At 61.8% G+C, this 23,688-nt stretch carries 22 protein-coding genes; 10 read left to right on the forward strand and 12 right to left on the reverse strand.

Annotated elements, in window-relative coordinates:
• A complete protein-coding gene (gene glmS, locus CAF78_RS17230) occupies positions 1–1,836 on the forward strand; it encodes a glutamine--fructose-6-phosphate transaminase (isomerizing) (protein ID WP_085676545.1) in 1,836 nt (611 codons plus the stop codon).
• 74 nt (positions 1,837–1,910) lie between these two features.
• Here the strand turns inward: glmS and CAF78_RS17235 are convergent, their stop codons facing one another.
• Entirely contained in the window at positions 1,911–2,333 is a 423-nt protein-coding gene (locus CAF78_RS17235; protein ID WP_085676544.1) for a DoxX family protein, read from the reverse strand.
• Positions 2,334–2,659: 326 nt separating this feature from the next.
• Here CAF78_RS17235 and CAF78_RS17240 point away from each other — a divergent pair, with 326 nt between their 5' ends.
• Together CAF78_RS17240 and CAF78_RS17245 are read left to right on the forward strand one after the other, a co-directional pair.
• On the forward strand, positions 2,660–3,958 hold the full coding sequence (locus CAF78_RS17240; RefSeq protein WP_085676543.1) for an MFS transporter: 1,299 nt from the start codon (positions 2,660–2,662) through the stop codon (positions 3,956–3,958).
• Entirely contained in the window at positions 3,955–4,725 is a 771-nt protein-coding gene (locus tag CAF78_RS17245; RefSeq protein WP_085676542.1) for a substrate-binding domain-containing protein, read from the forward strand. The genes CAF78_RS17240 and CAF78_RS17245 overlap by 4 nt, the downstream gene beginning before the upstream one ends.
• Here the strand turns inward: CAF78_RS17245 and CAF78_RS17250 are convergent.
• A complete protein-coding gene (locus tag CAF78_RS17250; RefSeq protein ID WP_085676657.1) occupies positions 4,711–5,619 on the reverse strand; it encodes a LysR family transcriptional regulator in 909 nt (302 codons plus the stop codon). The genes CAF78_RS17245 and CAF78_RS17250 overlap by 15 nt on opposite strands.
• Positions 5,620–5,692: 73 nt before the next feature.
• Positions 5,693–7,093, reverse strand: coding sequence for a dihydrolipoyl dehydrogenase (lpdA, locus tag CAF78_RS17255; protein WP_085676541.1), 1,401 nt, complete (start codon positions 7,091–7,093; stop codon positions 5,693–5,695).
• Between the two features lie 208 nt (positions 7,094–7,301).
• On the opposite strand from lpdA, the gene cfaB reads away from it, so the two are divergent.
• Positions 7,302–8,486, forward strand: a complete 1,185-nt coding sequence (cfaB, locus tag CAF78_RS17260; RefSeq protein WP_085676540.1) for a C17 cyclopropane fatty acid synthase CfaB — start codon at positions 7,302–7,304, stop codon at positions 8,484–8,486.
• A gap of 47 nt (positions 8,487–8,533) precedes the next feature.
• On the opposite strand, the gene cls is transcribed toward cfaB, so the two are convergent.
• A complete protein-coding gene (gene cls, locus CAF78_RS17265; RefSeq protein WP_085676539.1) occupies positions 8,534–9,973 on the reverse strand; it encodes a cardiolipin synthase in 1,440 nt (479 codons plus the stop codon).
• A 130-nt stretch (positions 9,974–10,103) separates the two neighbouring features.
• Between cls and CAF78_RS17270 the strand changes: the two genes are divergently transcribed.
• Positions 10,104–10,631, forward strand: a complete 528-nt coding sequence (locus CAF78_RS17270; RefSeq protein WP_085676538.1) for a DUF3617 domain-containing protein — start codon at positions 10,104–10,106, stop codon at positions 10,629–10,631.
• A gap of 3 nt (positions 10,632–10,634) precedes the next feature.
• Here the strand turns inward: CAF78_RS17270 and folE2 are convergent, their stop codons facing one another.
• Both folE2 and CAF78_RS17280 read right to left on the reverse strand, forming a co-directional pair.
• Complete coding sequence (gene folE2 / locus CAF78_RS17275) at positions 10,635–11,522, reverse strand: GTP cyclohydrolase FolE2 (protein ID WP_085676537.1); 888 nt, start codon at positions 11,520–11,522, stop codon at positions 10,635–10,637.
• Positions 11,523–11,543: 21 nt separating this feature from the next.
• Positions 11,544–11,924 carry a glutamine synthetase gene (locus tag CAF78_RS17280; RefSeq protein ID WP_085676536.1) on the reverse strand — a complete coding sequence of 127 codons (381 nt, stop codon included), beginning with the start codon at positions 11,922–11,924 and terminating at the stop codon, positions 11,544–11,546.
• A 112-nt stretch (positions 11,925–12,036) separates the two neighbouring features.
• On the opposite strand from CAF78_RS17280, the gene zigA reads away from it, so the two are divergent.
• From zigA to CAF78_RS17295, 3 genes are read left to right on the forward strand one after another with little or no spacing between them, the layout of a single operon-like run.
• Entirely contained in the window at positions 12,037–13,245 is a 1,209-nt protein-coding gene (gene zigA / locus CAF78_RS17285; protein WP_085676535.1) for a zinc metallochaperone GTPase ZigA, read from the forward strand.
• Positions 13,242–13,868, forward strand: a complete 627-nt coding sequence (locus CAF78_RS17290) for a DUF1826 domain-containing protein (protein ID WP_085676534.1) — start codon at positions 13,242–13,244, stop codon at positions 13,866–13,868. The genes zigA and CAF78_RS17290 overlap by 4 nt, the downstream gene beginning before the upstream one ends.
• A gap of 39 nt (positions 13,869–13,907) precedes the next feature.
• A complete protein-coding gene (locus CAF78_RS17295) occupies positions 13,908–14,879 on the forward strand; it encodes a GTP-binding protein (RefSeq protein ID WP_085676533.1) in 972 nt (323 codons plus the stop codon).
• Between the two features lie 304 nt (positions 14,880–15,183).
• On the opposite strand, the gene CAF78_RS17300 is transcribed toward CAF78_RS17295, so the two are convergent.
• The gene (locus CAF78_RS17300; RefSeq protein WP_027917088.1) at positions 15,184–15,576 is read right to left on the reverse strand and encodes a DUF3301 domain-containing protein; all 393 of its coding nucleotides are present in this window, start codon (positions 15,574–15,576) and stop codon (positions 15,184–15,186) included.
• 120 nt (positions 15,577–15,696) lie between these two features.
• Between CAF78_RS17300 and pdxY the strand changes: the two genes are divergently transcribed.
• Complete coding sequence (gene pdxY / locus CAF78_RS17305; protein ID WP_085676532.1) at positions 15,697–16,569, forward strand: pyridoxal kinase PdxY; 873 nt, start codon at positions 15,697–15,699, stop codon at positions 16,567–16,569.
• On the opposite strand, the gene CAF78_RS17310 is transcribed toward pdxY, so the two are convergent.
• Positions 16,566–17,051, reverse strand: a complete 486-nt coding sequence (locus CAF78_RS17310) for an acyl-CoA thioesterase (protein WP_016394349.1) — start codon at positions 17,049–17,051, stop codon at positions 16,566–16,568. The two genes, pdxY and CAF78_RS17310, sit on opposite strands and share 4 nt — an antisense overlap.
• 331 nt (positions 17,052–17,382) lie before the next feature.
• On the opposite strand from CAF78_RS17310, the gene CAF78_RS17315 reads away from it, so the two are divergent.
• The gene (locus tag CAF78_RS17315) at positions 17,383–19,143 is read left to right on the forward strand and encodes a cation:proton antiporter (RefSeq protein ID WP_085676531.1); all 1,761 of its coding nucleotides are present in this window, start codon (positions 17,383–17,385) and stop codon (positions 19,141–19,143) included.
• A gap of 130 nt (positions 19,144–19,273) precedes the next feature.
• Here the strand turns inward: CAF78_RS17315 and CAF78_RS17320 are convergent, their stop codons facing one another.
• The 4 genes from CAF78_RS17320 to CAF78_RS17335 all read right to left on the reverse strand — a co-directional run bounded on the left by CAF78_RS17320 (position 19,274) and on the right by CAF78_RS17335 (position 23,409).
• On the reverse strand, positions 19,274–19,681 hold the full coding sequence (locus tag CAF78_RS17320) for an SMI1/KNR4 family protein (RefSeq protein ID WP_085676530.1): 408 nt from the start codon (positions 19,679–19,681) through the stop codon (positions 19,274–19,276).
• 114 nt (positions 19,682–19,795) lie between these two features.
• Entirely contained in the window at positions 19,796–20,653 is an 858-nt protein-coding gene (locus CAF78_RS17325; RefSeq protein ID WP_085676529.1) for a Tim44 domain-containing protein, read from the reverse strand.
• A gap of 109 nt (positions 20,654–20,762) precedes the next feature.
• Positions 20,763–22,949 carry a DNA helicase II gene (gene uvrD / locus CAF78_RS17330; RefSeq protein WP_085676528.1) on the reverse strand — a complete coding sequence of 729 codons (2,187 nt, stop codon included), beginning with the start codon at positions 22,947–22,949 and terminating at the stop codon, positions 20,763–20,765.
• 142 nt (positions 22,950–23,091) lie between these two features.
• Positions 23,092–23,409, reverse strand: coding sequence for a hypothetical protein (locus CAF78_RS17335; protein WP_085676527.1), 318 nt, complete (start codon positions 23,407–23,409; stop codon positions 23,092–23,094).
• Positions 23,410–23,688: the final 279 nt, after the last annotated feature.

The raw sequence follows: 23,688 nt of genomic DNA on the forward strand, positions 1-23,688 counted from the left end.
ATGTGTGGAATCGTTGGTGCCGTAGCCGAGCGCAACATCACGGCCATTCTCATCGAAGGCCTCAAGCGTCTTGAGTATCGCGGGTACGACAGTGCCGGCCTGGCCGTCTACACCCAGCAGGGCGAACTGCAGCGCCGCCGCCGCATCGGCAAGGTCGCCGAGCTGGAGGCTGCGGTGGCCGCCGAGCCGCTGAACGGCCAGCTGGGTATCGCCCACACCCGTTGGGCCACCCACGGTGCGCCGACCGAAGGCAACGCCCACCCGCATTTCTCCGGCAACGAAGTGGCGGTGGTGCACAACGGCATCATTGAAAACCACGAAGAACTGCGTGAAGAACTGAAAGGCCTGGGTTACGTCTTCACCTCGCAGACCGACACCGAAGTCATCGTGCACCTGATCCATCACACGCTGAAGGCCCACCCGGACCTCGCCGATGCGCTGAAGTCCGCAGTCAAACGCCTGCACGGTGCCTATGGCCTGGCGCTGATCAGCGTGAAACAGCCTGATCGCCTGGTCGCCGCGCGCAGCGGCAGCCCGCTGGTGATCGGCCTGGGCCATGGCGAAAACTTCCTCGCCTCGGACCAACTGGCGCTGCGCCAGGTCACCGATCGCTTCATGTACCTGGAGGAGGGCGATATCGCCGAGATCCGCCGCGACCAGGTGAAGATCTGGGACCAGGCCGGCCAGCCGGTGCAGCGCGAAACCGTGCAATACCACGAAGGCGCCGAAGCGGCCGACAAGGGCGCCTATCGCCACTTCATGCTCAAGGAGATCCACGAGCAGCCGACCGTGGTCCAGCGCACCCTCGAAGGCCGCCTGGGCAAGGACCATGTGATGGTCCAGGCGTTTGGCCCACAGGCGGCCGAGCTGTTCGGCAAGGTGCGCAACGTTCAGATCGTCGCCTGTGGTACCAGCTACCACGCCGGCATGGTCGCCCGTTACTGGCTGGAAAGCCTGGCCGGCATTCCTTGCCAGGTTGAAGTGGCCAGCGAGTTCCGTTATCGCAAGGTGGTGGTGCAGCCAGACACCCTTTTCGTGTCGATCTCCCAGTCCGGCGAAACCGCCGACACCTTGGCCGCCCTGCGCAATGCCAAGGAACTGGGCTTCCTTGGTAGCCTGGCCATCTGCAACGTCGGTATCAGCTCGCTGGTGCGTGAGTCCGACCTGACCCTGCTGACCTTGGCCGGCCCGGAAATCGGCGTGGCCTCGACCAAGGCTTTCACCACCCAGCTGGTCTCGCTGATGCTGCTGACCCTGGCCCTGGGCCAGGTGCGTGGCACCCTCGCAGCGGGCGTCGAAGCCGGGTTGGTGGAAGAGCTGCGTCGCCTGCCTGCGCGTCTGGGCGAAGCGTTGGCCATGGACAGCACGGTGGAGAAAACCGCCGAGCTGTTCGCCGACAAACACCACACCCTGTTCCTCGGCCGTGGTGCACAGTACCCGGTGGCCATGGAAGGTGCGCTGAAGCTCAAGGAAATCTCCTACATCCACGCCGAAGCCTACCCGGCCGGTGAGCTCAAGCACGGCCCGCTGGCGCTGGTGGATAACGACATGCCAGTGGTGACCGTGGCGCCGAACAACGAACTGCTGGAGAAGCTCAAGTCCAACCTGCAGGAAGTGCGCGCCCGCGGTGGTGAACTGGTGGTGTTCGCCGACGAGAATGCCGGTATGAGCAACGGCGAAGGCACCCACGTGATCAAGGTGCCGCACATCGTCGACGAGCTGGCACCGATCCTCTACACCATTCCGCTGCAGCTGCTGTCGTATTACGTGGCAGTGCTCAAGGGCACTGACGTCGACCAGCCGCGTAACCTGGCGAAGTCGGTGACTGTGGAATAAAGCGTTTTCCGTCTGGAAAAACGAAAGCCCCGGCGCGATGCCGGGGCTTTTTCATTTGTGCGATCAGTATGCCTTCAAGCTGCTTTCAGCACGGTCCGCGCTTTGATGTTGGCCAGTAGCGCATCCACGCTCAGAGCACCCCCGCCGAACGCTGCGATCTGCAACAGGCCACCCGCAATCGAGATGTTCTTGAAGAAGTTGATGAACTGCCCCTGGTCCGCCAGGTTGTTGTGGAAGGCGAAGGCGGCCATCACGGTGAAGAGCGCCATGACCACGGCGACGATGCGGGTTTGAAAACCGATGATCAGCAATGCCGCGAGGCCGAGTTCAACACCCAGTGCTGCCAGGTAGCTCAGTACCGGGAAGGGCAGGCCGCTCGATTCGATATAGGCAATGGTGCCTTCTGGCGAAGTCAGCTTGCTGAAGCCGCTGAGCAGGAAGAGAACAGCCAGCAACACACGACCGACGACTGCAGTTGTACCTTTGAAAGTGTTCATTTTGTAGCTCCTGATACTTGAGTTCGATTGGCTCACCGCGCTGTGCCCGGTGGCGTTGTCTGCGGTATGGGGCCATTCTGAAGCTCAAGATCATCCAAGACAATTAGGCTTGAAAGTGAATAATTGTTCCACCAAACGGGACAATTTAGACATCCATCAAAGCACCGAATAGTAAGCTTCCTCTGCTCAGGAAACCGCAGCACGCGCTTCATTGATCTCATCTGCGCATCAATTAATGAAAAATGAACGATTATCTCCAGCGCCGCTTTCGACGATCATTCCAGAAATAAGCACTTACAATTTTTAAAAAACGCTGGAGATCCACCATGAGTCTGCCGTCACGCCCAGTACCCGAGGGCAAGTCCAAGGCCGGTATGGTCTTCCGGGTAACGTCCGGAAACTTCCTCGAACAGTTCGACTTCTTTCTGTTCGGCTTCTACGCCACGCACATCGCGGCGGCCTTCTTTCCCGCCTCCAATGAATTCGCCTCGCTGATGATGACCTTCGCCGTGTTCGGTGCTGGCTTCCTCATGCGCCCGCTGGGTGCGGTGATCCTGGGTGCCTACATTGATGACGTGGGCCGGCGCAAAGGGCTGATCGTCACCCTGGCGATCATGGCCAGCGGAACCTTGCTGATCGTGCTGGTGCCCGGCTATGCCAGCATCGGGTTGTTGGCCCCGGCCCTGGTGCTGATCGGGCGCTTGCTGCAAGGGTTCTCGGCTGGCGCCGAGCTGGGCGGTGTGTCGGTGTACCTGGCAGAAATGGCCACACCGGGGCACAAGGGCTTCTACGCCAGCTGGCAGTCCGCCAGCCAGCAGGTGGCGATCGTTGTTGCCGCAGCGCTGGGCTTTGCCCTCAACGAGTGGCTGTCTGCCGCCGAGATCGCTCAGTGGGGCTGGCGCGTGCCATTCGGTGTGGGCTGCATGATCATCCCGGTGATCTTCCTGCTGCGGCGCAACCTGCAGGAAACCGAAGAGTTCGCCGCCCGCGAGCATCGCCCCACCATGAAGCAGGTGCTGGCGACGCTGGCCGCCAACTCAGGCGTGGTGCTGTTCGGCATGCTGATGGTGGCCATGACCACCACCGCCTTCTACATGATCACGGTGTATGCGCCGACCTTCGGCAAGACCGTGCTGCAACTGAGTACCAGCGATGCACTGCTGGTGACCTTGCTGACGGCGGTGTCGAACTTCATCTGGCTGCCCATCGGCGGCACCCTCAGCGACCGCCTCGGTCGCAAACCACTGCTGCTGGCGATGTCGCTGATGACCGTGATCACCGCTTACCCGGCGCTGACCTACCTGGCGCAGTCGCCGACCTTTGGCCACATGCTCGAAGTGCTGCTGTGGTTCTCGTTCCTGTACGGCATGTACAACGGCGCGATGATCCCGGCGCTGACCGAAATCATGCCGGTGGAAGTCCGCGTGGCAGGTTTCTCGCTGGCCTACAGCCTGGCGACGGCATTGTTCGGCGGTTTCACCCCGGCCATCTCGACCTGGATGATCCACGTCACCAATGACAAGGCCGCTCCGGCCTACTGGATGATGTTCGCCGCGCTCTGTGCGTTCGTCGCCACCTGGATGCTCTATCGTCGCCTGGCCCACCGCGCAGCGGTGGCCGCATGAGGGCTTCGTTGAAAGCGTTGCTGGCCGCTACGTTGCTCGCTGGCAGCAGCCTTGCCCAGGCTGCGGAACTGACCGTGATGACCTCGGGCGGCTTCACCGCCGCCTACAAGCAGCTGGGGCCGCAGTATGCGGCGCAGAGCGGCGATACCCTGGTCACCGTGCTGGGGCCATCCATGGGCAAGGCCCCCGAGGCGATCCCCAATCGCCTCGCACGCGGCGAGCACGCCGATGTGGTGATCATGGTCGGCTATGCGCTGGACGAGCTGATCCGTCAGGGCAAGGTCGACCCGGCATCGCGGGTGGAACTGGCTGACTCGCGCATCGGCCTGGTGGTCAGGGAGGGGCAGGCCAAGCCTGCCATCGGCACCGCCGACGAATTGAAACAGACCTTGCTGGCGGCACGGTCGGTGGCCTATTCGGACAGCGCCAGCGGCGTGTACATCGAGAAGGAGCTGTACAAGAAGCTGGGTATTCAGGACCAGCTCGTCGGCAAGAGCACCATGGTGGAGCGCATTCCGGTGGCCTCGCAGGTAGCCAAGGGCACCTATCAGCTTGGCTTCCAGCAGGTTGCCGAGCTGCTGCCTGTGCCGGGTGTCACTTACGTTGGCAAGATTCCGGAGGGCCTGCAGTCGGTGACCCGCTTTGCCGCCGGTATCCCGAACACCGCCGAGCACCCGGCCGAGGCGAAGCAGTTGCTGAAGTATCTCGCTTCACCCGGCGTGCAGCCTGCCGTGCGTGCTACCGGGCTGGATTCAGTCGCCCGGTAGCACCCCGGGCAGTTCATGAATCAGCTTGACCATCTCAAGTGCCGCAGGCGTCAGTGTGCGGCCGCGGCGCTTGAGCAGGCCCATCTTGCGGCTGACCTCAGGTTCCACCAGCGCAATGCTGGCGAGGATCGGGTGCGGCGTCATCGGCAGGGCGATCGATGGCACTGCCGCAATACCCAGCCCCGCTTCGATCAGGCCAAGCAGGGTGGTCACATGCCTGGCTTCGCAAACACTCTCTTTGCTGACCTGCATCCCGGCCAGCGCCCGGTCCAGTACCAGACGGTTGCCTGACGATTTGCCCAGGGTGATGTAGTCGTATTCGTACGCTTGTGCCCAGGTCACCTCGTCCAGCTTGGCCAGCGGGTGGTCCTGGCGGCAGGCGATGACGTAGCGCTCTTCGATCAGCACGCTGAACTCGATCTCCGGGGCGAGGTTGCCGGTGAAACTCAGGCCGAAGTCCGCTTCGCCGGATGCCACGGCGGCACTGACTTCATTGGCGGAGGCGTCGTACAGGTTGATCCGGACTTTCGGGTACTGCGCATGGAAGGCGCGGATCGCATGGGGCATGAAGTAGTAGGCGGCGGAAGGCACGCAGGCGATGGTCAGGGTGCCGGTGCGCAGCGAGCCACCATCACCGACGCTGAGCAGGGCCAGGTCCAGGTCGTCCAGCAGCCGCTCGACCTGGGGCAGGAACGCTCGCCCGACATTGGTCAGCGACACCTTGCGCGTGGTGCGTTCGAGCAGCTTCACGCCCAGGGCCGACTCGAGTTTTTCGATACGCCGGCTCAACGCCGACTGGGTGATGCGGATGGTGTCGGCGGCGCGGCGAAAGCTGCCTTGCTCGACGACAGCGCGGAAAGCGTGCAGGTCATTCAGATCGAAGTTGATGCTCAACCGGTGGGCCCCGCTGGTTTGATCGAAAGCGTGCATCAATGGTATTTCGAAAAAACCGGCGGAGCCAGCAGGGTCAGATCTGCATGGCCATGCCGTGCACGTTCATCGCTGCCTGGCGCAGGGCTTCGGAGCGGGTTGGGTGCGGGTGGCAGATCAGGGCGATGTCTTCAGCTGAGGCGGCGAATTCCATGGCCACGCAGAACTCGCCAATCATCTCGCTGACACTCGGGCCGACCAGATGCACGCCGAGCACCTCATCGGTGTTGGCATCGGCGATGACCTTGGCGAAGCCTTCGGTCTCGTGGTTGATCTTGGCGCGGCTGTTGGCGGTGAAGGGGAACTTGCCGACCTTGTAGGCGCGGCCTTCGGCCTTCAGCTGCTCTTCGGTCTTGCCGACGGTAGCCAGTTCCGGACGGGTGTAGATCACGCCCGGGATCAGGTTGTAGTTCACTTCATGCGGCTTGCCGGCGATGCGCTCGATGCATGCGACCGCTTCGTCTTCAGCCTTGTGCGCCAGCATCGGGCCGGAAGTGACGTCGCCGATCACCCACACACCTGGCACCGAGGTGCGGTGGTGCTCGTTGCTCAGCATGCCGCGCTTGTCGGTTTCCAGCCCTACGCTTTCCAGGTTCAGGCCCTTGGTATAGGGACGACGGCCGATGGCGACCAGTACGTAGTCGGCTTGCAGGGTTTCGGCGGCACCGCCAGCGGCCGGTTCGAGGGTCAGGCTGACACCGTCGGCCTCGCTCTTGGCCTGGGTGACCTTGCTGCCGAGCTTGAAGGCCATGCCTTGTTTGGCCAGGGCTTTCTGCAGGGTCTTGGCGGTTTCTTCATCAGTGCCTGGGCAGATGCGGTCGAGGTACTCGATGACGGTGACCTGCGCACCCAGCCGGCGCCATACCGAACCCAGCTCCAGGCCGATGACGCCCGCGCCGATCACCACCAGGTGCTTGGGTACCTGTGGCAGGGCCAGGGCACCGGTGGAGTCGATGATGCGTTGGTTGTCGATGGTCACGCCAGGCAGGGGAGTGGGCTCGGAGCCCGTGGCGATGACGATGTCCTTGGCCTGCAGCGCGGTCTCGCTGCCATCTTCAGCCTTGACGATGACCTTGCCGACGCCATCCAGCCGGCCCCAGCCCTTGACCCAGTCGACCTTGTTCTTGCGGAACAGGTACTCGATGCCCTTGGTCAGGCCGGTCACGCTCTCGTCCTTCTGTTTCATCATCTGGGCGAGGTTGAGCGTCGGCTTCACTTCGATGCCCAGGTGGGCGAACTCTTCGCCGCTGGCGGCTTCGTAGAGCTCGGAGGCGTGCAGCAAGGCTTTGGACGGCATGCAACCGACATTCAGGCAGGTGCCACCGAGGGTCGAGCGGCCTTCCACGCAGGCGACGCTCAGGCCCAGTTGACCGGCGCGGATCGCTGCGTTGTAGCCGCCAGGGCCGCCGCCGATGATCACCACGTCATAGGATTTCATGGGTTTTGTACTCCAGATGAAGAAGCGCGAGAGGGGCATAAGGTTAAGCTGAGAAGGGGGGATTGTATACAATCCGTTGCTTTCTTCAGATCGGTTGGTTCTAGACCTTGGTCGCGTTTAGAGGAAACATCCCACGAATGAACTACTCTGTTCCGGCGACGTTCGAAATATCAGGCGTCGTAGCCTTTCAGGGACAGGAGGAGTGTTCATGCTTGCTCAACTTCCACCGGCACTGCAAAGCCTGCATCTGCCGCTGCGGCTGAAACTGTGGGACGGCAACCAGTTCGATCTGGGACCCAGCCCGCAGGTCACCATCCTGGTCAAGGAGCCACAGCTGATCAGCCAGCTGACCCACCCGAGCATGGATCAGCTGGGCACTGCATTCGTGGAGGGCAAGCTGGAGCTGGAAGGCGATATCGGCGAAGCCATCCGCGTGTGTGACGAGCTCAGCGAAGCCTTGCTGACCGACGAGGATGACGCCCCGCCACAGCGGCTGTCCCACGACAAGAGCACAGACGCCAAGGCGATTTCCTACCATTACGATGTCTCTAATGAGTTCTATCAACTCTGGCTCGACCAGGACATGGCCTATTCCTGTGCCTACTTCCGTGAGCCGGACAACACCCTGGATCAGGCTCAACAGGACAAGTTCGACCACCTGTGCCGCAAGCTGCGCCTGGATGCCGGTGATTACCTGCTCGACGTGGGCTGTGGCTGGGGCGGGCTGTCGCGTTTCGCCGCGCGCGAGTATGGCGCCAAGGTATTCGGCATCACCCTGAGCAAGGAGCAGCTCAAGCTCGGGCGCCAGCGGGTCAAGGCAGAGGGCCTGGCCGACAAGGTTGACCTGCAGATCCTCGACTACCGCGACCTGCCCCAGGATGGCCGTTTCGACAAGGTCGTCAGCGTCGGTATGTTCGAGCATGTCGGGCACGCCAACCTGGCGCTTTATTGCCAGAAGCTGTTCGGTGCAGTGAGGGAAGGTGGCGTGGTGATGAACCATGGGATTACTGCCAAGCACGTCGATGGCCGACCGGTCGGGCGCGGTGCAGGTGAGTTCATCGACCGCTACGTGTTCCCCCATGGCGAGCTGCCGCACCTGTCGATGATCACGGCGAGCATCTGTGAGGCAGGGCTGGAGGTGGTGGACGTGGAGAGCCTGCGCCTGCACTACGCCAAGACGCTGCACCACTGGAGCGAGAACCTGGAGAACCAGTTGCACAAAGCGGCAGCGCTGGTGCCGGAGAAGACCTTGCGCATCTGGCGCTTGTACCTGGCCGGCTGTGCCTATGCGTTCCAGAAGGGCTGGATCAACCTGCATCAGATTCTGGCCGTGAAGCCGTATGCCGATGGGCATCATGATCTGCCCTGGACGCGGGAAGACCTTTACCGCTGACCATGCTCTGAATGAAGAAGGGGCCGCAGATGCGGCCCCTTCTTCATTCAGAGAATGGGTGAAATCAGCCGTGCTATGCGCATCCCCAACTGCTGGACACGATGGGTATCACGGCTGTCCTCGGCGGTGATTTCGCGGGCCTGCTCGAAGTCGTCCAGCAACATCGCCTCCACCTGGTCGGCGAACGTGCGGTCGACGGTGAGCAAGGTGATCTCGAAGTTGAGGCGAAACGAGCGGTTGTCGAGGTTGGCGCTGCCGATCGCACTGACCTCGTCATCCACCAGCACCACCTTCTGGTGCAGGAAGCCTGGCTGGTAGCGAAACATGCGTACCCCTGCGCGAACCGCTTCGAATGCGAACAGGCTGGACGCTGCATAGACGATCTTGTGATCGGGCCGGGATGGGATCAGCACGCGCACATCCACCCCGCGCAGCACAGCCAGGCGCAGGGCGGCGAACACGGCTTCGTCCGGAATGAAATAGGGGCTGGTGATCCATACCCGCTTGACTGCCGAGTGGATGGCTTCGATGAAGAACAGCGAGCAGGTTTCCTGCGGGTCTGCCGGGCCACTGGCCAGGGCTTGGCACAGCACGCCGTTGTCAGGGTAGGTGTCCGGCAGGATCAAAGGCGGTAGCTGGCGCGTGGCCCAGTACCAGTCTTCGGCGAACGACTCTTGCAGGCAGGCCAGCACCGGCCCGCTGATCTGCACATGGGTATCGCGCCAGGGTGACAGGTGCGGTTTTTTGCCAAGGTACTCATCACCCACGTTGTGCCCACCGATGAAGCCGAGCAGGCCGTCGACCACGACGATCTTGCGGTGGTTGCGGAAGTTGACCTGGAAGCGATTGAACAATCCTCGCCGGGTAGCAAAGGCATGGATCTGCACACCCCCGTCACGCAGCACCTGGCTGTAGCTGCCGGGTAGGGCATGGCTGCCGACCCGGTCATACAGCACGAATACCTTTACCCCCTCGGCGGCCTTGCGCAGCAGCAGTTGCTGCAGGGCCTTGCCAAGGCCGTCGTCATGGATGATGAAGAACTGCACCAGCACCGCTTCGCGTGCCTGCTCGATAGCGGCGAATATGGCGTCGAAAGTGGCTTTGCCATTGATCAGCAGCTTCACTTGATTATTGGCCAGGCAAGGCATTCGCCCGAGTTTCGGCATGGCGCGCAAGGCGGTGTAGCTTTCAGATTCTCTGGCGGTGAGGGCCTCCTCTACCCAGGGGCGCCAGTTGAGGTTGGCCATGGCGACGTGCATTTCCTGGTTGGCCTGGCGTCGGGCCTGGATGTAGGCATAGAAGGAACGGGCGCCAAAAACCAGATAAGGGATCAACGTGAAGTAAGGAATGAAGAACAGTGACATGGCCCAGGCGATTGCACCTTGGGCGGTGCGCACAGTGAACACTGCATGCAACGCGGCGATCATGCCAAGCAAGTGGACCAGGCCGAGCACGTAGCCGAAGAAGTAGGGGCTGTGGTAATCCATACGCATCCTGCTTGCCGAATACACAGCGGATAACAGAACACGTTCCAGGTCCGCCTTGCAACCTGAAAGCGGATTTGGCGTCTAAGGCTGAACCCGGCCCATTGGCCGGTTTTTCGAGGAGCGTTCGTTGATGAATATTCGTCTGCCACTGTTGGCTCTGGCCCTGGGCCTGAGCAGCCCACTGGTGCATGCGCAGATGCTGCAACCTGGCCTGTGGGAGCTGACCACCAGCAACATGCAGGTCGATGGCAAGCCGTTACCCGACATGCAATTCATGCTCGGGCAGTTGAAGAACCTGCCACCGGAACAGCGGGCCATGATGGAAGGTGTGTTGGCCAAGCAGGGCGTTACCATCGGCGGCAATGGCGTGCGTTCGTGCCTGACACCGGAGCAGGTCCAGACCAACGATATTCCGTTGCAGGATCCGAAGTCTGGCTGCACGCAAAAAATCACCGACCGCAGCGGCAATGTCTGGAAGTTTCAATTTAGCTGCCCGAAAGCCCAAGGCACTGGCCAGGCGACTTTCCTCAGTGATAAGGAATTCACCACGCAGGTCAACGGCACCTTCAATGCCTCGGGTGTTCAGCAGCAAGGCAGCATGAACACCCGGGCCGTATGGCTCGGCAACGACTGTGGAACAGTCAAACCCCGTACCTGAGTTTCACCACTGCCACTGGCTGCTGGCTACCGCATCGTGGGCATGCAGGCTCTCTGCATGTTCCACGCGCAGCTTGAAGGCTGTCGCCCATTCCACCTGTCGCAGCGACCGATGCAGTCGCCGAGCGGCGTCCTCGCAGAACATCAGGTTCTGCCCATTGGCCAACGCGAACGCCTGTTCGTCGGCTCGCTTTACAGCAGTCTGCACGGCCGTACCCAAGCTGGCTTCAATCCGGTCGATCAGTTCGGTGATCGGTAACGACGCGTGGTTGTTCTGCAGGCGCACATGGATCAACGCCTGGCTGCGCTGGCTGTGGGGCGTGGCGACGATGCCCTGGCTGCTGCCCAACCATTCCAGTACTTCGCTGCGCTCCAAGGGTTGTTCTGCGAAATCCGCCTTGAACTGCTGCTGAATCAATTGCCTGGCTAGCGCTGCCGAGCAGGGGCAGGTTGAGGAGTAAGGTACGCCAACTGATAGTTCCACGTGGAACATTTCATTTTCTATCTTCGCTTCGAGGCAAATCGGATAGCGCTTCCAGCCGGCAAGTGGGCTGACCAAAGCAGGCCGTTTCAGCAGGTGCTCGAAAGCCAGGTTGAGATAAGCCGCATTGGAAAGCCCTTCGTGGCTGGCAAGGAAGTCTGCCAGGAGTCGACGGATCGCCAAGGGCGTCAACGGCTGCTGTTCAAGCGCTTCCAGCGCGAGGTAGAGGCGGGACATGTGGATGCCCCGCGCAGTGCCATCGACCAGGCTGACACCGGCATCAGCCATGGCCGATATCTGATGGCCATCAACCTGGATAGGCAGGGCTATACCGCACATGCCGACCCAATCAAGCGGGGCGGTGTGCTCTTGAGGCTGTGAGGCGATGTCCGGAAGCGTCAGGCTAGTCATGCGGGATACCAGGCAAGAGGGTCAGCGACATCCGCCGACCAGGCTGCAATGCAAATTGAAACGTTGGCCGCTGGAGCTGGAAACACGATTCACGGTGGTCCAGCCAACCCGGCGGCTGTAGCCGAACCAGGTTTCACCATCGCTGGCCAGGCCGGTGAAGAATGTAAGCGTGCCGTAGCGGCTGTTGGTCTGCGCCCAAAGCCGGCGCGTCGTCGTGTCGAAGCCGCGCAGGTAGAAATGGCTGCCCTCGGTGCGCACGCTGTAGTAACTGCCACTGCCGTCCTGGCAGGCGAGCAGCGTTGCGCTACGGGTACACAGCGCCAGCGCGTTGCTCTGCGCCAATGCCAAGGCAGGCAGAGGTGTGAGAAGCAGCGGCAACAGGGCAGCAAGTGACAGGCGCATTTCCATCTCCGAATGACGCTCGCGACGAGAACGACTTGGCGAAATTGTATTGTTACTTTATAACATTATGCAATGCATCGTTTCGAGTGCGTCCGCCTGAAGAGGTTTCACCATGTCCAATCGCCTCCCTGTCACCGTGCTTTCCGGCTTCCTTGGCGCCGGCAAGAGCACCTTGCTCAACCATGTGCTGCGTAATCGCGACAACCTCCGGGTCGCGGTGATCGTCAACGACATGAGTGAAATCAACATCGATGCCAGTGAAGTGCAGCGCAATGTCAGCCTCAACCGTGCAGAGGAAAAACTGGTCGAGATGAGCAACGGCTGCATCTGCTGCACCTTGCGGGAAGACCTGCTGGAAGAAGTTGCGCGGCTCGCCGAGGAAGGCCGCTTCGACTATTTGCTGATCGAGTCCACTGGCATCTCCGAGCCGCTGCCGGTGGCCGAGACCTTCACCTTCCGCGATGAGCAGGGCCGTAGCCTGTCCGACATGGCGCGCCTGGACACCATGGTCACCGTGGTCGATGGCCTGAACTTCCTGCGCGATTATCAGCAAGCCGACAGCCTGGCCAGCCGTGGCGAGACGCTGGGCGATGAAGATGAGCGTTCCATCAGCGACCTGTTGATCGAACAGGTCGAGTTCGCCGATGTGCTGCTGCTGAGCAAGATCGACCTGATCAGCCAGCACGAGCGCGAAGAACTCACCGCCATATTGCGCAGCCTCAATGCCCGCGCGCAGATCGTGCCGATGGTCATGGGCCAGGTGCCGCTGGCGCGGATTCTCGACACCGGGCTGTTCGACTTCGATCAGGCGGCACAGGCACCTGGTTGGTTGCAGGAGCTGCGCGGTGCACACATTCCGGAAACCGAAGAGTACGGCATCGCTGCGACCACTTGGGAAGCCCGCCGGCCCCTGCACCCACAACGCTTCTTCGACTTTATCCACAACACCTGGAGCAATGGCCGGCTGCTGCGCTCCAAGGGCTTTTTCTGGCTGGCCAGCAAATTCCAGGAAGCCGGCAGCTGGTCGCAGGCCGGTGGCATGATGCGCCATGGCCTGGCCGGGCGCTGGTGGCGTTTTGTGCCACGCGAGCATTGGCCGCAGGATGAGCAGAGCACCGCCGACATTCTCAAGCATTGGCAGGCCGAAACCGGTGACTGCCGCCAGGAGCTGGTATTCATTGGGCAGAACATCGACTTCGCACAGTTATCCACAGAGCTCGACGCCTGCCTGCTGAGTGATGAGGAAATGGCGCTAGGCCCGATGGCCTGGCTTCGCCTGCCGGATCCGTTCGGCCCCTGGCACGCCGAGGAAGCGGCATGAACCTGGCGCCGCGCCCTGTGGATATCTGCCAGGCATTTGGTGAAGCGCCAAAGGTGCTTACCGAGATCTTCCAGGATGGCGTGAACCTGGCCGTCTGGCAGCGCCGCCTGCCGGCCCAGGTGGAAGACTTTGCCGCGCTGGTGGTCAGCCTCGGCCAAACCCTGGCTGACCAGCGTGTACTCGATGTGAACGAGCACGAGCCGCCGCTATTGCCCGGCTTGCTGCAGGAGGCTGCCGATCTGCATGGCTACGAGGGGTTTGTCGCCGATGTGAAATGGCTGGTATCGGCCTACACCTGCCTGCTCGGAGCGCGGCGCGTGGGCTTGCGGCTGCGAGTGCTGCAAGGCGCCATGTGCCCGCGCTTCCATGTGGATAACGTGCCCCTGCGCTTGCTGACCACCTACGTCGGCCCTGGTAGCGAATGGCTGGAAGAAGGCGCAGTAGAGCGGGCCGGCCTGCATCTGGCGGCGGCGCCTGTGGATAACATTCGCCGTTTGCAGGCGGGTGAGGTGGCTGTCCTCAAAGGGGAAAAATGGCTGGGTAACGAAGGCGCGGGGCTTATCCACCGCTCGCCTGCCAGCGAACAGCGGCGGCTGTTGCTCAGCCTTGACTGGCTGGCATGACGGGGCATAGTGGGAGGAAACCCGCATAGAAGCCCTGGCATGCTGCAGAACATCCCCACCCACGTGATCGCCGGCCCTTTGGGAGCCGGAAAGACCAGCCTGATCCGCCAACTGATGGCCCAGCGGCCGGCAAACGAACGCTGGGCCGTGCTGGTCAATGAGTTTGGCCAGGTCGGCCTCGATGCGGCGCTGCTCAGCCGTGATGAGGATGGTATTGCCCTCAGCGAGGTCGCCGGCGGTTGCCTGTGCTGCGTGAACGGCACACCGTTCCAGGTCGGCCTGGGCCGACTGCTGCGCAAGGCACGGCCCGATCGGCTGTTCATCGAGCCTTCCGGGCTGGGTCATCCGTTGCAGTTGCTGAACCAACTGGGGCAGGCACCCTGGGTTGGGGTGCTGAATGTGCAACCGTTGGTGATGGTGCTGGATGCTCATGCTCTGGCGCGAGGCGAGCCATTACCGGAGGCGCAAGAGCAGGCCCTGCAAGCGGCAGCGCTGGTGCTGCTGAACAAAGCCGACGCTGTGGATGAAGATATCAAGTTGTTGATAAATAAAGATTTTTTAGATGTCCACAAGATTTGGACCCAGCAGGGCTTGGTCCAACTCGAAATGCTGCCTGTTTCATCCACAAGCCAAATCAATGACAGTTCTGTGAATAATTTGCCTGAGGCAAGTCTATCCACAGCGCCTTCAGCCCTGTGGATAGATCCTGCACGGCCGATTTGTTCAGCTCACGAGGGCGAGGGGGGTTGGAGTATCGGCTGGCGCTGGCACCCCACTCAGCGATTTGATCCACAGCGCTTGCAGGCCTTTCTTGAGGCCTGGCCATGGAAGCGTGCCAAGGGCGTTATCCACAGCAAGGATGGATGGCAGTCATTCAATGGGTTGGCAGGTGACTTGTCGCAGTGGCTGCCGAGCGATTGGCGCAAGGACTCGCGCATCGAGCTTATCTTTGGTCGACCGCAGTCTCAGTCACTGTTGATGGATGCAATCGCCCGGTGCTTGATCAGTTAACCGGTTGGGGCTGCTTCGCAGCCCTTCGCGGGCAAGCCCGCTCTCATAGAACAATACATAACTCTTTGATTTAGCTGAGGTCCTGTGGAAGCGGGCGCGCCCGCGAACACCGGCGAAGCCGGTGCCATGCACCGCGTCGCATGCTTCGCGGGCACGCCCGCTCCCACAGGGTAAAGCGGCGCATGCTGAGGCTTTGTTCTCTGCGCGACAGCGCAGCCCAAAGGGCTGGGTGATCTCCCACAGGTATTGCGCTGCTCCGGTGGAAGCGGGCTTGCCCGCGAAGGGCCGCAAAGCGGCCCCAACTTCAGTTGCGCCAGCGATTGTGCTCCTGGCGCCACTGCTGCATCTCGATCACATTGTCAGCCCGTGGCGGTGTCTTGATTTCGAACGGGTAGGGTGCCAGTTCGATCTGTACGCTGTGGGCCCCGAACTGGGTCACGGTGCCGGGGTGGCGCTGTTCGCCAGTCACGGTGAACTCGAACGCATAGACCCGGGCCAGGCGCTTTCTGCCGTTGGCATCGCGGATGAAGGCGATGCGTTTGAGCGCAACGGCGTCATCCAGCAGTTCCAGGTCGAGCTTTGCGCAGTGTTGTTTGACCCGCTCCAGGGCCTTCTCGCGCAGCCCATGGTTGTGCCATAACCAAGCGCCTGCCGTGGCCAACAACATCAGGACGAAGAGATTCTCCAGGGTCAACATTTACGTATGCTCCAAACAGGTCGAACCAGCTTAACTGCGTCCCTGGCCTGTCGTACAGGTGGCAATCGAGTTCATACTGCGCGCTGCACAATCCTTGAAACAGCTTTGGAATCCGCTCGCATGAAACGTACCCCGCATCTGCTCGCCATCCAGTCCCACGTGGTGTTCGGCCACGCCGGCAACAGCGCTGCGGTGTTCCCCATGCAGCGTATCGGGGTCAACGTCTGGCCCCTCAATACAGTACAGTTTTCCAATCACACTCAGTATGGCCAGTGGGCGGGTGAAGTGCTCGCTCCAGCGCAAATTCCTGCGTTGGTGGAAGGCATTTCCAACATCGGCGAGCTGGGGCACTGCGATGCCGTGCTGTCCGGCTATCTGGGCAGTGCCGAACAGGGCCGGGCGATCCTTGCCGGCGTCGCGCGGATCAAGGCAGTAAACCCGAAGGCGCTGTACCTGTGCGACCCGGTCATGGGCCATGCGCAGAAGGGCTGTATCGTTCCGCAGGAGGTCAGCGAGTTCCTGCTCGACGAAGCCGTGGCCAAGGCCGATGTCCTCTGCCCCAATCAACTGGAACTGGACAGCTTCTGCGGCCGCCGTGCGCAATCGCTCGAGGACTGCGTGAACATGGCCCGCAGCCTGCTCGATCGCGGCCCGCGGGTGGTGCTGGTCAAGCACCTGGCGTACCCCGGGCGTGCTGAAGACATGTTCGAGATGTTGCTGGTGACCCGCGAAGAAAGCTGGCACCTGTGCCGCCCCCTGCTGGCGTTCCCGAAGCAACCGGTTGGCGTGGGCGACCTGACCTCGGGGTTGTTCCTGGCTCGCGTGCTGCTGGGCGACAGCTGGCTGCAGGCCTTCGAGTTCACTGCGGCGGCGGTGCATGAGGTGCTGCAGGAAACCCAGGCCTGCGCCAGCTACGAACTGCAGCTGGTGCGGGCCCAGGACCGTATCGCTCACCCGCGCGTGCGCTTCGAGGCGCAGCGCCTGGCGTTCTAGATCGAGTCGGTTTTCAGGTCCTGGTAGCGCTTTTCCAGTTCCTGGCGGATCTGGCGGCGCTGCTGGCCCTGCAGGAAACGGCGTTTCTCTTCGCTGGAGTGCGGCTGGCGGGGCGGCACCGGCACCGGGCGGCGGTTGTCATCGACCGCAACCATGGTGAAGAAGCAGCTGTTGGAATGGCGTACCGAGCGCTCGCGGATGTTTTCGGTGACCACCTTGATACCCACTTCCATCGAGGTGTTGCCGGTGTAGTTGACCGAGGCGAGGAAGGTCACCAGTTCGCCGACGTGCACCGGCTCGCGGAAGATCACCTGGTCGACCGACAAGGTCACCACATAGCTGCCGGCGTAGCGGCTGGCGCAGGCATAGGCCACTTCGTCGAGGTACTTGAGCAAGGTGCCGCCGTGTACGTTGCCAGAGAAGTTGGCCATGTCCGGCGTCATCAGGACGGTCATGCTCAGCTGGGCGTTTCCAGGTTCCATAGTGTGCTCACGGTGAGGTTGCGCTGAATCGGGGCGGGTATCTTCTGACACTTCTGGTTCCCCTCTTGAAGGTTTGCCTTCCTGTTACGGGACGTTGCCAGACGCTCCGTCGTCACGCCTGACGCGTCATCCGGGGCGGCTGATCGGCCGATCTGTTTCTACATATTGCACCGGCTTTTTGCGGCGGGGTGCGATGTTACCCTGAGTACGCCCATGCAACATGGGCTTTCCTGCATTCAATACAGTATGTACTTGCTGCTCGCTCGGCTTGGCCTTGGCAGAGGAGCGGTCTGCCTGGGCATCCAGCAACGTCGAAAAGGAGTATCGCGCCATGCATGCCATCAGCTTCATCCAGGACCTGGCAGTGATCATGCTGGTCGCCGGCGTGGTGACGATCCTCTTTCATCGCCTCAAGCAGCCCGTGGTGCTGGGCTACATCGTCGCGGGTTTCATCATCGGCCCGCACACTCCGCCGTTCGGCCTGATCCACGATGAAGACACGATCAAGACCCTGGCCGAGCTGGGGGTGATCTTCCTGATGTTCTGCCTGGGCCTGGAGTTCAGCCTGCGCAAGCTGTTCAAGGTTGGCGCCACGGCCTTCATCGCGGCGTTCCTGGAAATCGTCCTGATGATCTGGATCGGTTTCGAGATCGGCCGCTGGTTCGGCTGGAATACCATGGACTCGCTATTCCTTGGCGCGATCCTGGCGATCTCCTCGACCACCATCATCGTCAAGGCGCTGAACGACCTGAAGATGAAGAACGAGCGCTTCGCCCAACTGATCTTCGGCGTGCTGATCGTCGAAGACATCCTCGGCATCGGCATCATCGCCTTGCTGTCCGGCATTGCCGTCAGTGGCTCGGTCAGCTCCGGCGAAGTGTTCTCGACGGTCGGCAAGCTGTCGTTGTTCATGATTGTCGCGCTGGTCATCGGCATCCTGCTGGTGCCGAGGCTGCTGGCCTATGTGGCGAAGTTCGAAAGCAACGAGATGTTGCTGATCACCGTACTGGGCCTGTGCTTCGGGTTCTGTCTGTTGGTGGTCAAGCTGGAATACAGCATGGTGCTCGGCGCCTTCCTGATCGGCGCGATCATGGCCGAGTCGCGCCAGCTGCTGAAAATCGAACGGCTGATCGAGCCCGTGCGTGACCTGTTCAGCGCCATCTTCTTCGTTGCCATCGGCCTGATGATCGACCCTCAGGTGCTGGTCGACTATGCCTGGCCGATCGTGGTCATCACCCTTGCGGTGGTACTGGGCAAGATGCTGTCGTGCGGCATGGGCGCATTCATTGCCGGTAACGATGGCCGTACCTCGCTGCGAGTGGGTATGGGTCTTTCGCAAATTGGCGAGTTCTCTTTCATCATCGCGGCGCTGGGCATGACGCTGCAGGTGACCAGTGACTTCCTTTACCCGGTGGCGGTGGCGGTTTCGGCCATCACCACGCTGCTGACCCCTTATCTGATCCGCGCCGCCGACCCGCTGTCGCAGAAGCTTGGCAACGTCGTGCCACGGCGCCTGGCGCGGGTACTGTCACTCTATGGTGAATGGTTGCGCAACATTCAGCCGCAAGGTGAAAGCGCCATGCTGGCGGCAATGATCCGGCGCATCCTGTTGCAGGTGGGGGTCAACCTGGCACTGGTGATCGCGATCTTCTTCAGCGGCGGCTATTTCGCCGGGCGCATCGGCAATTGGCTGAATGAGTGGGTGACGGATGTCAGCCAGCAGAAGGCGCTGATCTGGGGCGCGGCGCTACTGCTGTCGCTGCCGTTCCTGATTGCCGCCTATCGCAAGCTCAAGGCACTGTCGATGCTGCTGGCAGAGATGGGGGTGAAGCCGGAAATGGCCGGGCGGCATACCCAGCGCGTGCGCCGCGTGGTTGCCGAAGTGATACCGCTGCTGTCGCTGCTGGTGATCTTCCTGCTGCTGTCGGCATTGTCGGCGAGCATCCTGCCGACCAGCGAGCTGTTGCTGGTGATCGCAGTGGTCGCGGCAGTGGTGGTGGCGTTGTTGTGGCGCTGGTTCATCCGGGTGCATTCGCGGATGCAGATCGCCCTGCTGGAGACGCTGGAGAACAACCGCGATCACTCGCACTAAGGGATACGCTCCCTGCGCAAGATTTCACCGTCGTCCGAGGGGATGGAGCGGTAGCGATGTCGCCAGGCGCAGAAAGCCTGGCGATTCTAACTGCACGAGTGGCACTAGGCCATTATTTTCCCTGTGCGTGTCAGCTTTCCAGCCACACGTCCCGTGCCCAATGCCACACCGATTCCCAGCTTTCCTCGGCAACGGCTTCTTCGTCGCCATCCCACAGCACCACGGTGCCATCTTCTTCGACGCAGTAGTAGTTGTTGCCGTCTTCGCACAGCGGAATCAGGTCGCGCGGAACACCGGCGTCCCAGGCGTTGGCAGCGACGTCGGGCAGGTAGGTGTGGGATTGCGGGTCGGTGCAGGTCACCGGCTCGAGCGAGCCGTACACCACATCGCTCACGGTCAGCAGAAACTCCTTGAACACGAACGGAATGTTGATGAACAGCTGTTCCTCGATCTCGACCAGTTGGTCCTCATCGGGAAGCTCCAGCGGCACCGGCACGGGTTCATTGGCTTCACGGAGTTGTTCGATCACTTCTTCCACGGTTTACATCCTCTGACCTTGATGACAACGCTGCGCGTTATACCCTAGTAGCCCACTCTGGCAAAAGCAAAAACCCCGGGGCAGGCCCGGGGTTTTTTGTGCAACGTGCGACGGTTAACCGTTTTGACGGATACCGGCGACCAGCCAAGGCTGGTTCTCGCCCTGGGCGCGAACCATGTGCCAGCTTTCGCTGAAGGCTTCGCCCTGGTCGAAGCGCGAGGTCTTCGACACGCCACGGAAGGTCAGGGTGGCGTCGGTACGGTCGGCGCGATCGTCGACACCGTCCAGTTGCACATCGAGGTCATCGATGTAGGTGGACTGGAAGCCATCACCCAGGTCGGCACGCTCGCGCTTGAGGAACTCGAGCATCTGCGGGGTGACGAACTCGGCGATCTTGTCCATTTCGTTGGCATCCCAGTGCTGCTGCAGCGACTGGAAGTGGCTGCGGGCCGCGGCCAGGAAGCTCTGCTCGTTGAACCAGGCCGGTGCGTTGATCACTGGCGCGGCTGCGGCAGCAGGGGCAGCCGAACCACCGAAGATCGACGGTTGAGCGGGCTGCTGGCCATGCGCTTCACGCTGGAACGGCGCGTGGCCCGGAGCGGCCATTTGCGGCTGCTGCTGGCGACGGCGTGCGGCAATGAAGCGGAACACCAGGAAGGCGATCAGGCCGATGATCAGGAAGTCCATGATCTGCATGCCCTGGAAGCCGTCACCCATGAACATGGACGCCAGCAGGCCACCGGCGGCGAGGCCGGCCAGTGGGCCCAGCCAGCGCGAAGCACCGCTGGCGGCGGCCGGGGCGCGGCCAGGAGCGGTCGGCGCGGCGGCTGGCGTGGTTGGCGTAGCCTGGCGGGTCTGGTGGATAGGCGCAGCGCCCGAGCTCTTGCCGCCGCCAAAGCGCTTGGCGTTGGCGTCCAGGCTCAGCGTCAGGCCGACGCAGAGCGCCAGTGCGATGCTAAGAAAACGTTGCATAAATGGGATTTCCCCTGTTGTGGATTGCACGCGCGCCATGGTGCACAGGTTCCTGTGCACATGGCCAGCGACAAGATGTTTCCAGCTTTTGCCTGAATGTTTCGAGGCTTTAGATGGCCTCGAGCTTGGCGTACCCCAGCATGAGCCATTTGCTGCCTTCGGCAAAGTTCACCTGCACCCGCGCCTGGGCACCGGAGCCCTCGAAGTTGAGGATCACCCCTTCGCCAAACACCGCGTGCTGCACGCGCTGGCCGAGGTTGAAGGCGGTCTGCGGGATATTGGCATTGGCGAACAGGTTGCTGCTCGTGCTCGTCGAACCGCCGAACGGTCGGCTGACGCTGTTGGAAAGGCGCACTTCCTGAACCAGGCCGCTCGGAATCTCTCGTACGAAACGAGACACCTTGTTGTAAGTCTCGCTGCCATAAAGACGGCGAGTCTCGGCATAGGTCATGATCAGCTGGCGCATGGCGCGGGTGATGCCCACGTAGGCCAGGCGGCGCTCCTCTTCCAGGCGGCCGGGTTCTTCCAGGCTCATCTTGTGCGGGAACAGGCCTTCTTCCATGCCCACCAGGAACACGTAGGGGAATTCCAGGCCCTTGGCGCTGTGCAGGGTCATCAGCTGGATGCTGTCTTCGTGCTCGTCCGCCTGGGCATCGCCAGCCTCCAGCGAGGCATGGCCAAGGAAGGCCGACAGCGGCGACAGGTCGGCGTCGTCTTCGCTGGTTTCGAAGTTGCGCGCGGCGCTGACCAGTTCCTCAAGGTTTTCTACCCGTGCCTGGCCCTTTTCACCCTTTTCTTCCTGGTGATAGATGATCAGGCCGGACTGCTCGATGGCCGTCTGGGTCATGGTGTGCAGCGGCATGTCGGCGACCTTGCTGGCCAGGCCCTCGATCAACTCGATGAAGGCACCCAGGGCGGAGGCCGCGCGGCCTTTGAGCGCCTTGGCGGCCAGCAGCTGGCACATGGCTTCCCACATCGACAGCTGGCTGTGGCGGGCATGCTCGCGAATGGCTTCGACGGTTTTCTCGCCAATACCGCGTGGCGGCACGTTGATCACCCGCTCCAGCGCCGCATCGTTGCCGCGGCCTTCGATCAGGCGCAGGTAGGCCATGGCATTCTTGATTTCGGCGCGTTCGAAGAAGCGCTGGCCACCGTAGATGCGGTAGGGGATGCGCTCGCGCAACAGGGCTTCTTCCAACACCCGCGACTGGGCGTTGGAGCGATACAGGATGGCGATGTCGCTGCGTGCGTTGCCTTGCTTGATCAGACTCTCGATGGTCTCGACCACGTAGCGCGCTTCATCGTGTTCGTTGTAGGCGGCGTACAGCGTCAGCGGCTCGCCTTCACCCATGTCGGTCCACAGTTCCTTGCCCAGGCGCCCGCTGTTGTTGGCGATCAGGGCGTTGGCGGCCTTGAGGATGCCGCCGGTGGAGCGGTAGTTCTGCTCCAGACGGATCATCTCGGCATCAGGGAAGTCGGCAGTGTACTGGTGAATGTTCTCGATCTTGGCGCCGCGCCAGCCGTAGATGGACTGGTCGTCGTCGCCCACGGCCATCAGGCTGCCACCGTTCTTGCCTGCCAGCAGGCGCAGCCAGGCGTACTGCACGGCGTTGGTGTCCTGGAACTCGTCCACCAGCAGGTGACGGAAGCGCCGCTGGTAGTGCTCCAGCAGGCCAGGGTGGTCGCGCCACAGGTCGAGGGCGCGCAGCAGCAATTCGGAGAAGTCGATGACCCCGGCGCGTTCGCAGGCCTGTTCGTAGGCGCTGTAGACATCGCGCATGGTCTGCAGGAACAGGTCGCCGCCGGCCTGGATATGTTGCGGACGCAGGCCCTCGTCCTTTTGCCCATTGATGAACCACTGGGCCTGACGCGCCGGCCATTTCTGCTCGTCCAGGCCGAGCTCGCGCATCACACGCTTGACCAGCCGTTGCTGATCATCGCTGTCGAGGATCTGGAAGTTCTGCACCAGCCGTGCTTCCTGCCAGTGCGCCCGCAGCAGGCGGTGCGCCAGGCCGTGGAAGGTGCCTACCCACATGCCGGCCGGGTTGATGCCCAGCAATTGCTCGATCCGCTGGCGCATTTCGGCGGCAGCCTTGTTGGTGAAGGTCACCGACAGGATCGAGTGCGGCGAGGCCTGCTCGACCTGGATCAGCCAGGCGATGCGGTGCACCAGCACGCGGGTTTTACCGGAACCGGCGCCGGCAAGCACCAGTTGACGCCCAAGCGTGGCCGCGACGGCCTGGCGTTGGGCATCGTTGAGGGAATTCAGCAGGAGGGAGAGGTCATCTGTGTGCATCCGGCCATTCTAGGGGCAGGCCGGTCAACGGGCAAACGTCCACTGTATAAATATTCACCTCTTGAGCTGTCGCTCATCGGGTTCTGGCGCCGGCAGTTGCCTGACCGCCGCATGGCTGCGATCAGGCTGACTCGCGCCAGGCTCAGGCGATTGCCTTGCGGTAGCCGATTTCAACCTTCTGCGACCCCGCAGGCTCGATGACCTCCAGCGACTTCCACGAGGTACCGCCTTCGCGCCTGAAGAACACATCCTTCTGGGTAACCACCTGCAAGGCAATGCCTTCTTTCTCCACCAGTTGCAGCTCGAGTACTTCCCAGCCCCCGCGGTGGCGTACCTTGGGTTCTACCAGAACCGGCTCGATGCCAGGGTGGGCAACCGTCACGGTTCCTTGCACTTCGAAGTAGGTCGGCTCGCCGGGTGCATCGGTGTTGTAGGCAATCAGGTTTTCGATCGTGTTCATGATGAACTCCTTGGTAATCGAGAGTTGCGCCGATGGACGCAGCGCCACTTTCGCTTTCCAGGGTTGCTGATGGGATCCGGCAACATTTCAGCTATACCAGTGTCTGCACCGGCGTGACGTGGTGAAAGATGACCCACAGCAGTTTGGCCAGGTCTGCCGTTTGTGTAAGATCGCAGCTCGTTGAGTGCCAACCATAACAAGAACTCTACAAGAACCCGCGCTATGACCCAGGACTGCACGGCGATCGGAGTATCGCTGGAGATGACAAGGAATGTGCGC

The sequence above is a fragment of the Pseudomonas sp. R28(2017) genome (assembly GCF_002112505.1).
Taxonomy (GTDB): domain Bacteria; phylum Pseudomonadota; class Gammaproteobacteria; order Pseudomonadales; family Pseudomonadaceae; genus Aquipseudomonas.